The 14,625-nt window shown below is 44.4% G+C and carries 12 protein-coding genes; 5 read left to right on the forward strand and 7 right to left on the reverse strand.

The window, feature by feature from the left end; genetic code table 11:
- The first annotated feature begins 72 nt into the window (after positions 1 to 72).
- Positions 73 to 2,244: a TonB-dependent receptor gene (locus QMY49_RS23990; protein WP_283314844.1), complete on the forward strand. Its 2,172-nt coding sequence runs from the start codon at positions 73 to 75 to the stop codon at positions 2,242 to 2,244.
- A 71-nt stretch (positions 2,245 to 2,315) separates the two neighbouring features.
- On the opposite strand, the gene QMY49_RS23995 is transcribed toward QMY49_RS23990, so the two are convergent.
- Entirely contained in the window at positions 2,316 to 2,504 is a 189-nt protein-coding gene (locus tag QMY49_RS23995; protein WP_005446933.1) for a DUF2986 domain-containing protein, read from the reverse strand.
- 72 nt (positions 2,505 to 2,576) lie between these two features.
- Between QMY49_RS23995 and QMY49_RS24000 the strand changes: the two genes are divergently transcribed.
- Positions 2,577 to 3,086, forward strand: coding sequence for a GNAT family N-acetyltransferase (locus QMY49_RS24000; protein WP_017819651.1), 510 nt, complete (start codon positions 2,577 to 2,579; stop codon positions 3,084 to 3,086).
- A gap of 254 nt (positions 3,087 to 3,340) precedes the next feature.
- Positions 3,341 to 3,739, forward strand: coding sequence for a nitrous oxide-stimulated promoter family protein (locus QMY49_RS24005; protein WP_005446930.1), 399 nt, complete (start codon positions 3,341 to 3,343; stop codon positions 3,737 to 3,739).
- Between the two features lie 7 nt (positions 3,740 to 3,746).
- On the opposite strand, the gene QMY49_RS24010 is transcribed toward QMY49_RS24005, so the two are convergent.
- The gene (locus QMY49_RS24010) at positions 3,747 to 5,132 is read right to left on the reverse strand and encodes an MATE family efflux transporter (RefSeq protein ID WP_283314849.1); all 1,386 of its coding nucleotides are present in this window, start codon (positions 5,130 to 5,132) and stop codon (positions 3,747 to 3,749) included.
- A gap of 52 nt (positions 5,133 to 5,184) precedes the next feature.
- Here QMY49_RS24010 and QMY49_RS24015 point away from each other — a divergent pair, with 52 nt between their 5' ends.
- On the forward strand, positions 5,185 to 6,081 hold the full coding sequence (locus QMY49_RS24015) for a helix-turn-helix domain-containing protein (protein WP_283314852.1): 897 nt from the start codon (positions 5,185 to 5,187) through the stop codon (positions 6,079 to 6,081).
- A 105-nt stretch (positions 6,082 to 6,186) separates the two neighbouring features.
- Here the strand turns inward: QMY49_RS24015 and QMY49_RS24020 are convergent, their stop codons facing one another.
- Together QMY49_RS24020 and trxC are read right to left on the reverse strand one after the other, a co-directional pair.
- Entirely contained in the window at positions 6,187 to 7,347 is a 1,161-nt protein-coding gene (locus tag QMY49_RS24020) for an MFS transporter (RefSeq protein WP_005446927.1), read from the reverse strand.
- A 176-nt stretch (positions 7,348 to 7,523) separates the two neighbouring features.
- The gene (gene trxC, locus QMY49_RS24025; RefSeq protein ID WP_005446926.1) at positions 7,524 to 7,958 is read right to left on the reverse strand and encodes a thioredoxin TrxC; all 435 of its coding nucleotides are present in this window, start codon (positions 7,956 to 7,958) and stop codon (positions 7,524 to 7,526) included.
- Positions 7,959 to 8,123: 165 nt separating this feature from the next.
- On the opposite strand from trxC, the gene QMY49_RS24030 reads away from it, so the two are divergent.
- Positions 8,124 to 9,221: a ketoacyl-ACP synthase III gene (locus tag QMY49_RS24030; RefSeq protein WP_017189083.1), complete on the forward strand. Its 1,098-nt coding sequence runs from the start codon at positions 8,124 to 8,126 to the stop codon at positions 9,219 to 9,221.
- 70 nt (positions 9,222 to 9,291) lie between these two features.
- Here the strand turns inward: QMY49_RS24030 and QMY49_RS24035 are convergent, their stop codons facing one another.
- The 3 genes from QMY49_RS24035 to QMY49_RS24045 form a co-directional block, all read right to left on the reverse strand.
- Complete coding sequence (locus QMY49_RS24035) at positions 9,292 to 10,617, reverse strand: DUF1501 domain-containing protein (RefSeq protein WP_283314854.1); 1,326 nt, start codon at positions 10,615 to 10,617, stop codon at positions 9,292 to 9,294.
- 9 nt (positions 10,618 to 10,626) lie between these two features.
- Positions 10,627 to 12,189, reverse strand: coding sequence for a DUF1800 domain-containing protein (locus QMY49_RS24040; RefSeq protein WP_283314855.1), 1,563 nt, complete (start codon positions 12,187 to 12,189; stop codon positions 10,627 to 10,629).
- 786 nt (positions 12,190 to 12,975) lie between these two features.
- Entirely contained in the window at positions 12,976 to 14,238 is a 1,263-nt protein-coding gene (locus QMY49_RS24045; protein WP_005446918.1) for a hydroxymethylglutaryl-CoA reductase, read from the reverse strand.
- Positions 14,239 to 14,625: the final 387 nt, after the last annotated feature.

A 14,625-nucleotide genomic window follows, 5' to 3' on the forward strand; every position in this document is an offset into this window, starting at 1 on the left:
GTAACAGTGCTCGATCTATGATTGAGAATGAGTATTATTGTCGACTCTGTAATTTATAAAAAGATAAAGACAATGATAAAAAGGAAGTTTTCTTTAAATCTCATCATGCTTGCGATGAGCAGTGGCTATGCAATTCAAGCGCTTGCAGAAAAATCTAACATAAGCGAACAAAGTAATGCGGATGAACAAGTAGTGGTGGTTGGCAGTGTTATGCCTAAGTCCATTTCAGACATTCCGGGTACGGTTTGGTTCGTTGATCAAGAGCAGATCGCTCAACAATACCGAGCAGGAAAAAACCTTGGTGACATCTTATCGGCAACGATTCCGTCATTAGACGTTGGTACGGGTGGTCGAACTAACTACGCGCAGAACCTCCGTGGGCGTGCAATGTTGGTTATGATCGATGGGGTGTCATTACAATCCTCACGCCCAATCAGTCGTCAACTCGACGCGATTGACCCATTCAATATTGAACGTATTGAGGTGTTATCCGGTGCGACATCGATATACGGTGCCGGCGCAACGGGAGGTGTGATAAATATTGTCACAAAGAAAGCGACGTCAGATGAACTTACATTTGAATCTTACGTGAGCGGTACGACCGGTTTTAATGGTGGTGACGATTTTGATTATAAGGTTGCCCAATCTGTCTCTGGTGGAAACGACAAAGTAAGTGCGCGTGGTTCGGTGGTGTACGGCGAAACTCAGGGTTTCTATGATGGTAATGGTGACATTGTCACGCCGGACATCTCACAAGGTTCACTGCAGTACAATTCAACGCTTGATGTGATGGGCTCTGCGGAGATTCAAACGTCAGATGAAAGCCAACTTAGCCTAGTTGCGCAATACTATGATAGTCAACAAGACTCGCCTTATGGTCTGTACATTGTGGGGCGCGATTTCGTCGATGTACGTAAAGGATTTGAATCTGACCGCCAACACGGCACAGAACGTGTTCTTCTTAGTGCAAGTTACAGCCATGAGTCTGTATTAGGTCATCAATTGATTGGTGAGTTGTCCTATCGAAGTGAAGACCAAACTTTCACACCATATTTCCAAAGTGCTTCTCAGCAAGAAACAGAGGTTTTTGCAGGGCGTCTGGCGTTAGCGAAGAATTGGAACGATTTTAATCTTATCTATGGTATTGATGCTTATCTTGATCGTTTCGACAGTAACCAAGCACTCTTCGATTCGACGATTGCTAATAATTCTGGAAACTTGATAAACAAGACGTATGCGCAAGTTGGTCGTTACCCTGGCGTAGACGTGTCCTCTTACGCATTGTTTATTCAAGGGGACTACCAAATTACTTCGGATTGGTCTGTACAAGCAGGTTATCGTCATCAATACATGGATAACAAAGTTGATGACTTTGTCGCTTATAGTGTGCAGAAGAAGATTGCTGCAGGAGCGGGAACGTCGGCTGATTCAGTACCAGGTGGCAGTACAGATTACTCAGTTAACCTATTCAACCTTGGCACTATCTATCGGTTGAATGATGAGTCGCAAGTTTGGGCTAACTTCTCCCAAGGTTTCCAACTGGCGGACCCAGCGAAATACTATGGTCAGGGCAGTTACGATGCAGTAGATGCAAATGGTCATTACGCACTAAAGGACAGCATCAATGTATCTGATTCTAAATTGTCAGGCATTAAAACGGACAGTTACGAAATTGGTTACCGTTTAGATAAGGAAGCGTTGTCTCTTCAAGCAGCGGGTTATTACTCGTTGTCAGATAACTCAATCAAATACGACCGTAAAACTTTGCTGATTACCAGTGTGGATGACGAACAACGTGTGTATGGTGCGGAAGCAAACATTAACTACTGGATAACCAGCGATATTCTTGTTGGTGCTTCCGGTCATTATGTCGTATCTGAACTGAAGACCAATGGTAAATGGGAAGATTTGAGTGCTGGTAAGGCAAGTACATCTAAAGCGAACGCTTGGGCAGCATGGTACCAAAACGATTACTCTGTGCGTCTACAAAGCCAAACTATGTTCGATTACGAAGATGATGCGAACAACAAGTTAGATGGATACACAACATTTGATTTGCTAGGCAGCGTGATACTGCCTGTTGGTCAATTAGGATTCGGAATCCAAAACCTGTTTAACGAGGATTACACCACGGTGTGGGGACAACGTGCGCAAATCCTATACGCAACTCACTATGAGTCTGCTGCTTATGACTATAAGGGAAGAGGTCGTACGTTCACGCTTAACTACAGCCTTGAGTACTAAAAGTCCGTATCTGAGATACAAATAAGCACGTTAAATTTGGATAAAAAAAGCCGCGTTATGCGGCTTTTCTTTTATGCTTCGTCTGTTGCTTGAGTTTCTTCAGTGGCTTGTGAAGTTTGCTCATTAGCTTGCTGTTCCGCTTCCATCTTCGCGCGTTCTGCTTTTGAGATGTAGCGAGGCTTATTGCTCTTATGAAGCTTTGCATTTTGTTTTTTCTGCTTCGCTTTTAAAATCGAATTAATTTTCTTCTTGCGGTTCATGGTGTTGGTCCTTTAATTTAGCGGGGCAGGATAGTGATTTTTCCGCCAAGTTACAACCCTAATGGATTCCCTATGAAAACACTTACTACCAAGCGCCTCACACTGCGTCTTGTCAGTGTAGAAGATGCGCCGTTTATTTTAGAACTCTACAACCAGCCAGACTTTTATCGTTTCGTCGGTGACAAACAAATTCGAACCCTAGAAGAAGCCAAGCGTTACATCCAAGATAACATGTTAAGAATGCAGGAACTTAAGGGTGTCAGTTTGCTGGTGGTTGAAACCAACCATGATAAACAGCCAGTTGGCATTTGTGGTTTGGTTAAACGCGATACATTAACAGCGTTTGATATTGGTTACGGTTATCTGCCTAGCGCTTATGGCAAAGGTTACGCGAAAGAAGCCGCAAGTGTCGTCGTGGATTTTGCTCGTGAGGAAATGAATATAGAAAACTTGGTCGCTATCACCAATAATGACAATATTCGCAGTATAAGTTTGCTAGAAAAATTGGGTTTTCAGTTTGAACGCGTTGAGCAGACTTACGATAATGGTCGAACTTTACAGCTCTATACGAAGGAGTTGTAACCAGATAAGTAACTAATGTCCTTTTAGTTAAAGCCTTATTGTTAAGGTCTCTGGGTTATACCAAGTAACCTGAGATACTAGGTTCAGCGTGAATGACTTGGTTTTTTAGTCAAACAAATGGCTACGTCAAACAACTTGGAAAGAGCTTGCTATTACACGGCGTAGTTTTCTTTGCTCTCGAATCAATGATAGGGCTCTGAATCCTGCATCTTGAAGTCACTTGGGTATGAATCTGTTTTAGTTAGAGGAAAAAAATGAGCGACATTTTGTTAGGTAAACTCGCCACTGAATTTAAAACCGTCAAGGCGATGGTCGAGGTTTACTGTAAAGACCACCATGGCACAAAAGGTGAGCTATGCGCGGAATGTCGCGAATTGTTAGAATATGCGGAAGTTCGGCTTGATCGTTGTCCTTACGGAGAAGACAAGCCGACTTGCAATAAATGCCCAATACATTGCTATAAACCGGAGCCTAAAGAGCAAATGCGTTTAGTGATGCGTTATTCAGGACCGAGAATGTTACTCAAGCATCCGATCTTAGCGATTCGGCACTTGGTGCATGAGAAGCGTGAGGTTCCAAATAAACCAGCTGCAAATGTGTCGAATCGCCACAAACGAATGAGTGCAGAACGCGAAGCCAAGAAGCCTAGTTAAAAACGTACTAAGAAGTCGTAACAACGGTGAGATTCTTGATCCAATACTTTTGCGTGTATCGACGATAACACAGTGCCAATTTCACTACTTCTTCTGCGATCATTAGTGCGTAAACGTATTTAAACTCCCAGTCTAAGACGAACGCGGCGACGGCGCACAAAGGCAATCCAGTCATCCACATCGCGATAAAGTCCATGCGTAAACAAAAGACGTTATCGCCACCCGCTCGAATAATGCCGTTTATGATGATCATGTTGAGCATGCGGAGCCAAATCGCGCTACATAAAATCACGACTGCGGGTGCCGCGAGTGGGTAAAGTTCTGGGTTATCTAGGTTCAATGCTGCAATGATTAACTCTCGATTTAGTAGCAGTAATGCACCAATCGAAATACCAAACACAAACACCGCTTTAATGAAGAAGCTTGCCATGTGCTGAGCTTGCTCAAAGGCATCACGCCCTAACGACTGTCCAATCATCACTGAACACGCAACAGAGATTCCAAAAAAGATGGAGTAACACAGAGATTCAAATGGACCTAACATGCTAAACACCGCGAGTTCTGTCGTGCCCATGTGACCAAAAATCATTTGATACACCATCGTACCAATGGCCCAAAGTAGCGCGCCTAAGGTCATTGGTAATGCCAAACGGCGATAAGAGAGCCACAAAGACGGGCGTTCAGCCCCTTCTTTTACTTCCAATAACCAATGTTTACGCCAACGCATATAGCCAATCATGGCTAGCACTTGGAATAAGCGAGAAATCGTCGTCGCTAATGCCGCACCTGCAACACCCATTGCAGGTATACCTAGCCCGCCTTTAATGAGCCAAAAGTTCAGAGCGATATTGAGCACAATAGTCATTGCTCCCATTAATAGCGGAGTGACGGTGTCACCAGAAGAGCGCATGCTGGCTTCTAATACAATAATGATGTGAGTCAGTAGCAACACAGGGAACGCATACCAAAGGTAGGTAGAACCAAGGTCAATGACTTGAATATCGCTGGTTTGTAGGCGCATGATCACTTCGCTGCCAACTGTGATAACTAGAGTGACAGGAATAAGCACCTTTAGACCAAAACGAATCGCAATACCAGTGACGGTTTTTGCACTTACGGCATCGTCTCGTCCCCAATATTGCGCAACAAGTGTGCCATTTGCAGATGCTAAACCTGCCATGATCATAATGGCGACAAAATGCCATTTTGATGCAATTCCCACAGCTGCGGTTGCTTCTTTACCAAAATCGCTAACCATGAGAACATCGGCTAAGGCAAGTATTGCTACCAAAGCACTCTGGATAGCGACAGGAAAACCCAAACGGACAATCTGCTTAAGTAGCCCGTTATATAAAGGGTAAGCACTATTTTTGATACCAATGTTGTTTGCCATAGTCATTCCTCAAATTTTGAGAGGAATATAAAGCGTATAGGAAAGGAAATACATGTGTGAAAAACCACAAAAGCTGTGCAAATCCGTCATTGGGCAATTTGCAACCAAAACGGAATGGCAAGATGACGTGTACTTGGCTCCTGCATGTAAGGAACGCTTCCTCACTTTGACAGAGATTCCTGAGTGGCATCGTGCAGACATTTTTATGGCAGGCTTGGCTGAGTTACGTGATGGTTATCATGTCGAAAGAAACAAAGTTGGTGTGCATACTTTGTTGTTTACGGTTGAAGGTGGTGGCGTTCTGATAACCCCCAATTCTGTCAAAGAGATAGAACCTTATACGCTGACCATTTTGCCTGTCGATACGTGCTTTCGGTTTGAAATGAATCCTGACAAAGATCATTGGAAAATGGTTTGGCTACTACCTCAGAATGCAGGTTCTTGGCGGCATCTGTCGGATCTTGGTCAGACGGTCATGCCTTTCCAAGGTTCAGAGCAAATTTGGGCGTTAATGACCTTGCTCTACAATGAGATAGGCGGTCGTACTGGTTTTCGTCAGTTATTGATCAGCGAAGTACAACGTTTAGTCAAAAGCGTCGAAACGCCTATCAGTAGCTCGCTTTCTCGCGTTCAAACATTATTTAATGAAGTGGAAGGGCAACTGCACCTACCTTGGACGGTCGCCGAGATGGCAAAGCGATGTTTTATAAGTGAAGAGCAGTTTAACCGACTGTCCAAACAATTATTCAACATGAGTCCGAGGAGCAAGTTAATTGAGCTTCGCATGCACAAAGCGGCGGACTTATTACAGTATCCAGCTTGGTCGGTTGTCATGATAGCAAACCGATTGGGTTATCGTGATCCTTACAACTTCACGCACCGATTTAAAAAGTTCTACGGCAGTTCGCCAACACGTTATCGCAAGAAATTATTGGAGAATCAAAACTAATGAGCCGCTTTAATTCCCCAATGATTTAAAGAGTAGAGTATTTCAGAAACAAAAAACGAGGGCATGAACCCTCGTTTCTTTTGTCTGGTTGGGACAGGTTAAAAATTACAAACCTGCCGCCATTTGGTGCTTGGATTTAGTTGCTGCGATTAGCATGTAAATGCAAGTTGCAAGTAATGCTGCAAATAAGTAGCCCAACAAACCGTGCATTTGACCCATAAATTTATCAGCAACCACTGGACCTGCTACTGACCCCACGCTGTAGCTAAACAACATGACTTGCGTTGCAGACACGATGAAACGCTCGTCTAAGCCTTCACAACCTAGGTTAATCGCTATTGGGTATAGAGCGAATGTCGCCATGCCTAATAGGAACAACGCCACTGCCAACACCACCGCTGACGAAGAAATGAAAGTCAGTCCGATAGAGAAAATGCCAAGGATGCAGAAGAACGCCATTAGTACAGTACGTGCCATGTACTTGTTTAAGGTTGTCACCATAGGTTGAACCAACATACCGCCCAGAATCACTAACGCCATCAAAGTACCAATGTCTTGGTGGCTGATTTTACGGTTTGCGAGCTCTACTGGCATCAGACCGTAAATAGCTCCCAGAGTAAGACCAGAAACAACACAACCAATGATTGCTGCGTGGCTTAGTTTTGAAATCTGTTTGAACGACAGTGCAGTAGACTCATGGCTGTTTGGTTGTTCACAGTCGATGAATAGTAGCACTAGCATCGCCATCAAGATCAGTGTCGTGATGGCAACAAAAGGGACGCCACCACTTACGCCAAGAATGCCAATGCCAAATTGACCAAGCGCAGAACCGCCGTACAAAGAAAGCATGTATAGACTCAAACGTTTTGCGCGTGAGGATTCATCGCCAGACATTAGCCATGATTCTACGATGACGAATACGCCCGCTACTGCGATGCCCGCAATAAAGCGTGCAAATAGCCATACCATACCATTAGGAATAATCGGCAAAACGATGATTGTCAGAGAAAAGGCTGCCAAGCTACCGACAAACGCTTTACGGTGCCCAACGCTGCGAACGATTCGCTCAAAGAACATGGCGCCAAACAATAGACCGCCATAGAACACACTCGCCAACCAACTCGCGTAATCAGCAGAGATGTTGTATTCACCAAGCATAAGAGGGATCAAGCTCATCAAATAGCCTGATGCCACTGCATAAAGAGACAGTGCTACGACAGGAACTGTGACTCGTGGTGATGCTGCAGGAATGGCTGTGTTTTCCAATGTTTTGCGCCTATAAGTTAAGTAAAAATCAGGGGTTATTTGGCGCGAATATGAGGCTAATTAATAGGCAAGTAAAACGATATATTTGAGTCGTTTCGACAAAAGTTATTTATCGAAATTCTATGAGGAAATGCTGCATAAAAACGCCAGCCCGAGAGCGATGCTGGCGACGGGGTTTATTTGTTAAGTGCTTGATTTAGCCACTGATCGAATTGAGTTTTTGGTAATGCTCCGTTGATCATGTCAACGCGTTGTCCATTCTTAAAAACCATGATGGTAGGGATACTACGAATACCGAATTGAGCCGCCAATTGTTGTTGAGCCTCAGTATCAATCTTGACAAAACGAGCGTTTCCGGTCTGTTCTTGTGCGACATCCGAGAAAACAGGAGCAAAACCAACACATGGATTGCACCATGGTGCCCAGAAATCAACCACAACTGGAGTGTCACTCTCTAGTAGTGCTGAGAAGTTATCGATGGTGCCTTCTACAGGCGCACCATCAAATAAAGCGTTCTTACATTTACCGCAACTTGCAGCTTCTGCAACTCGCTCATTAGGGACACGATTTAAACCGCCACAAGACGGGCAACGAGTTTTAAACGATGACATGACTTCTTCCTTTATGACAACTTGATGAAAACATGACTTACCAGTCTGCTTCATAATTTGTATACTTATTTTTTAGCCTGCCGAAATACGATATGACAGGTTTGTATTTGGACCCGAACAGGTTCTAAGAAATTTCATTAAAATACAACAATGAATAGGTCTGCGATGACAAATTACTACGCTGAAATTACTGGCTGGGGAAAATGCCTTCCACCAGCTTCGCTCTCTAACGACGACCTTAGCACTTTCCTTGAAACTTCAGATGAATGGATTCGCACCCGTACTGGTATTGAAAACCGTCGCATTAGCCACGTAAATACGTCGGACATGGCAACGGTAGCTGCGCAACATGCGATGGCTCGTGCTGGCGTGGAAGCGAGTGACATCGACCTTATCATTGTTGCGACATGCTCTCCTGATTCTCTTATTCCAAACATTGCCTCTAAGGTGCAACAAAACCTTGGTATTCGGTCTGCTGCCGCGTTCGATTTAAACGCGGCGTGTACGGGTTTTGTCTACGGTCTTGAAACTGGTACGCGTTTGATCCAGTCGGGCAACTACCGTAATGCGATCATCATTGGTGCGGAACGTCTTTCTTTCTACATCGACTGGGCAATGCGTGATACGGCAGTATTGTTCGGTGATGGCGCTGGTGCAGTCGTTCTGACACGTACGGAGCAAGAAACGGGTCTTCTGCAATCACAAATTGGTTGTGATGCAAAAGGGCGAGACATTCTCTCTGTTCCTAAGTTTGGTACATGCATGGACCGCTTCGCTGAAGACAACGGTTATTGGGATTTCAACTTTGTTGGTCAAGAGATATTTAAACGTGCAGTTAAAGGCATGGGGTTGGCTGCGAAAACGGTTCTGAAAGCTTCAGAGTTAACTACAGATCAAATCGACGTGGTAATCCCGCACCAAGCGAACATACGTATCATCCAAACGCTGTGTGACCTTTCTGGTATCCCACAAGAAAAAGCGTTCGTGAATATTCAAAACTACGGCAACACATCAGCAGCAACAGTGCCAATCGCATTGTGTGAAGCTCTTGAGCAAGGTCGCGTGAAGCCGGGTGATAACATGTTATTGGCTGCATTTGGCGCTGGTTTGACATGGGGCGCTGCTGTGTTGAAATGGGGTGACCGCGTAACGCCAATTGGCGAAAGTGAAGCGGCATTACCAGAAAGCGATAAGACCGCATTAGAACTTCTAGAGCGTGCAATCAAGCTATGTAATGAACGACCACGCAGCGAAGACGCTTAAATGAGATATCAAACTCAATAAATGAAAGGGAGCATAATGCTCCCTTTTTTTGCGTACTGGATTGCAGCAGCTATGACATAAAGCCAAGGTTAGAGGAAGGGAAGTTGCGTATATTTGGGAACACGTAATCCATTGCTGTCCCATCAGTAATGCCCATCCATTGAGCTAAGGTTGCACCTACTTGATCAGTGCCGATTCTTGGAATCAAACGCCCTTTAGAGTAATCATCTTCACCACCTAGTATCAATTCGGGCCAAGTTCCAATTGGTTGAGAACCATTTACCGCGCCTCCCATCACAAATTGATGTCCACCCCAGCCATGGTCGGTACCATTGCCATTATTTGTCATGCGTCGCCCAAAGTCAGACATGGTAAATGTAGTGACATTGTCACGAATTCCAAGTGTATCAATAGCGCGATACATAGCGAACAGGTTAGTCGCCAAGTCTTCTAGCAATGCAGGATGTTTTGAAAGCTGTGAATCATGAACGTCGTAACCGGTATGTTTAACAAAGAACACTTGTCGTTGTTGGTTTAATTGGCTCTGGCTTGCGATAAGCTTGTAAACCGTCTGCATCTGTTTCCCTAGCGTTGTAGAGGTAAAAAGTGGCGCATTGTCGACGTTATGCAGTTGCTCAGCTAACACACCACTCATGGTCATTGATTCATCCACCATGAGATTAAAATGTCCGCTGAATGGATTATCGGGAGAAGTGGCTAACAACTGATCGTACACTTCTTTGTAAAGCGGGTTTCCAATCGCACTCAACTGGACGGCGCGGTCCTTTTTCAAAACTGTTTGCCTATGTTCAAGTGAGCGCAACCATAAGGAGTCACCATGAACACTGTAGAGTGGAGTAATCTCAGACGTTCGTCCCATTATGTCGAGCATACGTCCTGCCCAACCAAGGTTTGAAAACGTATCCATACCGCCACGCATCAGAGTTTTGGTCTGCGAGTTGTGAGAAAAGAGTTGATCCGGTAAGGGCACTTCGCCAGACTCGATCATCTGCTTTGACATTGGCTGTTCAAGTACGCCACTGTTCAGGACGACCGTCGCATCGCCATTTTCAAAGACCTCCGCTAATCGAGCCAACTTAGGGTGCATCCCCAAAGGCACGTCATTTCCTCGATTATCTCTGGCGTTTAAGCCAATCGGAATGACGGTATTTTTTGCGACCGATAACTTACCGCGCACGCTGGCATATTGATCATAATGAAAGTCGGAGAGTGGCAAGAAGGTATTGATTGCATCGTTACCGCCATCCATATAAACACAGATCAAAGCACGGAAGTCATTGCTCGGTGTTGCGAGTGCGTAGCCTGATAAGCCGACAGAAGCAAAAGCACCCAAAGAAGCGGTACCTTTCATAAAGTTGCGTCGTGAGAGTTTCATAATCCGCTCCTAATCTTGAATGTAGAATTCGCTGCCCGAAATTGCTGTGAAAATCACTAAAGCAAGTTTGGTTTTCGGTACGTAACTGGTTTGGTAATTATCGAGCACCTCAATCATGAGTTGTTTTAGCTCTGGTGAAGCGGTTCCGGCAAAGAAACGCATGTCGACACGATCAACCAAAGCGTTATGGTCATCGAGGAGTTGATAAAGTTCATCCATATTGAGCGTGTAAGTCGATTCGGAACCTTTGCGCACGCTATAAAGCATGAAGTTCACCAGTTCGGTGTATACCGACCAATCAAACAGTTCATATTCCGGTGCAACTAAACCATTAAAGACAAAGTCTTTTGACGGCTGATAATCAGGAGAGTAGAAGTTGAACACGGATGGAGAGCGCAATGGTCCTTGATTCGCGATATTCATCAAGGATACTGCGTTGTCGTAACGTGCCGCTGTCAGAGTAAAACCAGCAGCGCGATGGAAATTAGTGATGACCAAGATTGGCTCTTTAACTTTAATTGGTTGGTTCGATGTCAATCCTCGAGCTTCGTCGTCGAGAAGAATTGCTTTAATTACCGCGCGCAAATCGCCTTTCACGCCCTTGCCATTGTTATTGAACGTACTAGCAACGCGAGCAATGTACTCTGGCGTTGGGTTTGAGGTGACAAATCGCTGAATGAGCAATTTAGAAACAAAAGGGGCGATGTTGTCATGAGCCATTAAGATATCAATGACAAGTTCGAGCTCTTCTTCTGCATTTAAACCAGCAGGGATAGTGGACCCAAGCACGACTTTCTCGTTGGTATCATGAAGGCTGTTTACCACTCGCATTGGTAACACAAAGTCGACATCCGGCTTATTCCAGCCAGTTAGAGCTCGAGCGAGTTCTTGAATATCGTTTTGTGAATAGGTAGCAAGGGGTTGCCCGGTGTCATGATTAAACTTAACACTGCCATCGAGGTTGAGTTGATATAACCCAATAGTGAAGAGCTGCATCAGTTCGCGAGCAAAATTTTCGTCAGGTAGTGCGCCGGTTGTTGGGTTTTCTTTCGTACTCCCCATCATAGATAGGTAATTTCCCATTGCAGGGTGTTTAGCCGCTTTGAGCAACAAATCCTTATAGTTGCCAAACGCATTCTCAACGAGTAAGTCGTAATAGCTGACTAGTCCGGTTGGCTTGCTCGATAAGAAACCGCCATTTTTTGAGACCACCAGAATCTGACTTAATGCAAACGCCATTCTCTGACGCAGTTGATCTTCGGAGGTTAAAACAATTTGATACCAAGCGTTTTCTCTATTTGCTTGAGCTCCTTTGCTGAAAGGAGTGAAGTAAAGATCACTGTGATAGGTGGGTGGGAGAAGTATTTGTTCTGTAATCCACGTGTCATAACTGGTTTGGTTTATCTGGTCTATCAAAGCAGGAGTTGGACCAAATGTCGTTTGATATAAAAATCGTGCGGTCGCTTGGTCAGGGTCGTCTTCGTCAGCCGACACTGGTCCCACAAAGAACAGCAGCATGGCAACAAAGCCCAATACCCAACAAGAAATTTCATTTTGCTTCTGACGTTTCATCGTTAACTCTCTTACCCAAAGGAACGACTTAAATCCATTTAACGGGAGTAATGAAGCTCTTAATGAGCTAATTAATAAATTCAGTTAAATCAAGCAGCTGCAGAACGGATTATAGACGGTAAAAATCACTATCAAAGTTGTTAATTGCAGAAAATAGTCTTGCTGAAGGTTAATTTTTAAAGAGAAAAAATAATAAGTGACTGAATAATCGGTGAGCAATGTGATGTGAGCCATCTCAAATAAAACATGAAACTTTTTTGAATTCATACTTTGAGAACGAGAACGTTTGAGTCAGGTTTGACCGAAAAGTGCAAATTGATATAAGACTTAGTTGTGGTTTTATGAGCTTTTAAAGAAATTTTGAATAAGAAATGAAACCATCAAGCGTGACGAGTTAAACCGTTCACGAAAGGTGAGGGTTTTATGTGTTCTGTGTATTTATACAGTGGTGCGCTGCAACCGTAGTTTCTTGGGTTTAATAATAGAAACCACTCTACGATGAGGATCTGTTGCTCTTTCGTGGTTAAATTTTGTTCGGATTGGAACGCCTAGTCATTCTAAGCAAATATTCCTAAACAAAGCATAAAACGACTTTCGCCGGGAGCGACTAACCGAACCCTTCGGGCAGCGTTTGTTGGTCATTTGTATTGCGTTCTCAACTTCTCGTGTAGGCTAGCTACACAGCAAAGTCTTTGCCTTGTAAAAGTAACCAACAATTCGCTACAAAAATCAGTTCGAAAGGTTAACAGAGCCTAAAAAAGAGTGGTTTTATTGGATCTCGTGAGACTATTTTCTTGCTAGCTTATGGTGCGCGCGGGAGAAATGATCGGCACAGAAAGCACCAACAATAGAAAGCTCCCCCGCTAAACACAGACCAGCTGCCACTTCTGCCAACGCTTTTGCTTTGCCATTTCCATGCAAGCCAAGTATATCCAAACACGCTTTCTGAGTTGGTAAGCCAGTACCGCCGCCAACAGTTCCAACCATGATGTTTGGTAAAGTTACGGAGGCATATAGATTGCCGTTAGAATCCACATCCATTCGAGTAATACCAACTGCTGATTCTGCAACGCAAGCCGCGTCTTGTCCGCATGCGATGTACAAAGCGGTGAGGGCATTGGCATAGTGCGCATTAATACCGATAGTGCCGCTTAGTAATCCACCGACCGTATTCATCTTGCCAAATTTCACCATGGCATCTGGTGTCGTGTGCAGGTATTTTTCAACCAATGCCGCAGGGATTGTAACCTCAGCGGATACTTTTTTACCGCGGACTGAACGCAACGTGTGTGCGTTGGCTTTTTTATCACCAGACAAGTTGCCATCTAGGTAAGCATCAAGCGGAGTGACTGGACTGTGTTCAAGAATGTAATGGAATACTTTGTGCGTCGCGATGGTCACCATGTTCTGACCAGACGCGTCGCCCGTCACGTATTCAAACACGAGGTAAACATGATTGCCCTCAATGTTAACGTTGATGTCTTTGAGTTTGCCGTGCGTAGTGGTTGATTCCGCTTCTTTACGGAAGATATCGTATTGAGTCACTACCCAACTGACGAACTGCGCTGCTTCTGCAAGTGATTGGAAACCAAACACGGGAGTACGGCTCACACCTTCGCTGATCAAAAGGGTACTCGCACCACCAGCAGCAGTAATTAAGTTGGCTCCGCGGTTGTAAGACGCCACCAATGCAGCCTCCGTTGTTGCAAGTGGTACTAAATAGTCGTCGCTTGCGTACAGACCGTTAATACGCAAAGGACCTGCAACACCAACAGGAACGTTTACCGTGCCAATAAAGTGCTCAATGTTGTTGGCGTATTGGTGGTAATGCGATTGCGTGAAAGGATCTAAGAGAAGATCTTTGTCTGTCATCGATTCCAGCACGTTCCAACGGCGTTGAATGTGCTTCTCCGTCAGACCTGCACTGAGGCAAAGTTTCTTTCCTGGCTTGTGGTATTTCGGTTCTAATGCCGATTGTACTTTTTCGCAGGTTCCATTCTCAGAAAGTGCAGAGCTTTTCCTTGCGCTGTCTAAATTTAATTTCGGCATACAAACGTTTCTTTATTCATTTGGTTTGGAATTGTAGTGATACAAAACGTGATTACAATCCCGTGTATACGTTTTGCAACAAAAGGCTGCTCAGCTTCAAATTGAACAATGCGCGGCTTGAGCGGAAGATTGCTTGATTTCGATCAGATAACAAATAAGGAATACGATGGGGTATTAATATAACGCATTGAAAATACGGCATTATAAAGCATGCATAACGTCGACGTAGGAAGGTAAGAAACGGGCAAGTCGGTAAATTCTTCCTATTGTAAAGATTGTGCAAAGTGGATGAATTACTCTAATTTGAGACTTCAAATGATTGGATTGAAATGTGTTTGAGTGGCGTAAAATGGTAAATAACTTGGTTTGCGCCACGGCATAATAGCC

Origin of the sequence: Vibrio harveyi, from assembly GCF_030060435.1 — a bacterium.
Lineage (GTDB): Bacteria > Pseudomonadota > Gammaproteobacteria > Enterobacterales > Vibrionaceae > Vibrio > Vibrio harveyi.

Excerpts from the sequence above, each read along its gene's own strand:
- QMY49_RS24005 (WP_005446930.1), top strand. The coding sequence starts at position 3,341 with ATGAGCGACATTTTGTTAGGTAAACTCGCCACTGAATTTAAAACCGTC.
- trxC (WP_005446926.1), bottom strand. The coding sequence starts at position 7,958 with ATGTCATCGTTTAAAACTCGTTGCCCGTCTTGTGGCGGTTTAAATCGT.
- QMY49_RS24010 (WP_283314849.1), bottom strand. The coding sequence starts at position 5,132 with ATGGCAAACAACATTGGTATCAAAAATAGTGCTTACCCTTTATATAAC.
- QMY49_RS24000 (WP_017819651.1), top strand. The coding sequence starts at position 2,577 with ATGAAAACACTTACTACCAAGCGCCTCACACTGCGTCTTGTCAGTGTA.
- QMY49_RS24030 (WP_017189083.1), top strand. The coding sequence starts at position 8,124 with ATGACAAATTACTACGCTGAAATTACTGGCTGGGGAAAATGCCTTCCA.
- QMY49_RS23995 (WP_005446933.1), bottom strand. The coding sequence starts at position 2,504 with ATGAACCGCAAGAAGAAAATTAATTCGATTTTAAAAGCGAAGCAGAAA.
- QMY49_RS24045 (WP_005446918.1), bottom strand. The coding sequence starts at position 14,238 with ATGCCGAAATTAAATTTAGACAGCGCAAGGAAAAGCTCTGCACTTTCT.
- QMY49_RS23990 (WP_283314844.1), top strand. The coding sequence starts at position 73 with ATGATAAAAAGGAAGTTTTCTTTAAATCTCATCATGCTTGCGATGAGC.
- QMY49_RS24035 (WP_283314854.1), bottom strand. The coding sequence starts at position 10,617 with ATGAAACTCTCACGACGCAACTTTATGAAAGGTACCGCTTCTTTGGGT.
- QMY49_RS24015 (WP_283314852.1), top strand. The coding sequence starts at position 5,185 with ATGTGTGAAAAACCACAAAAGCTGTGCAAATCCGTCATTGGGCAATTT.
- QMY49_RS24040 (WP_283314855.1), bottom strand. The coding sequence starts at position 12,189 with ATGAAACGTCAGAAGCAAAATGAAATTTCTTGTTGGGTATTGGGCTTT.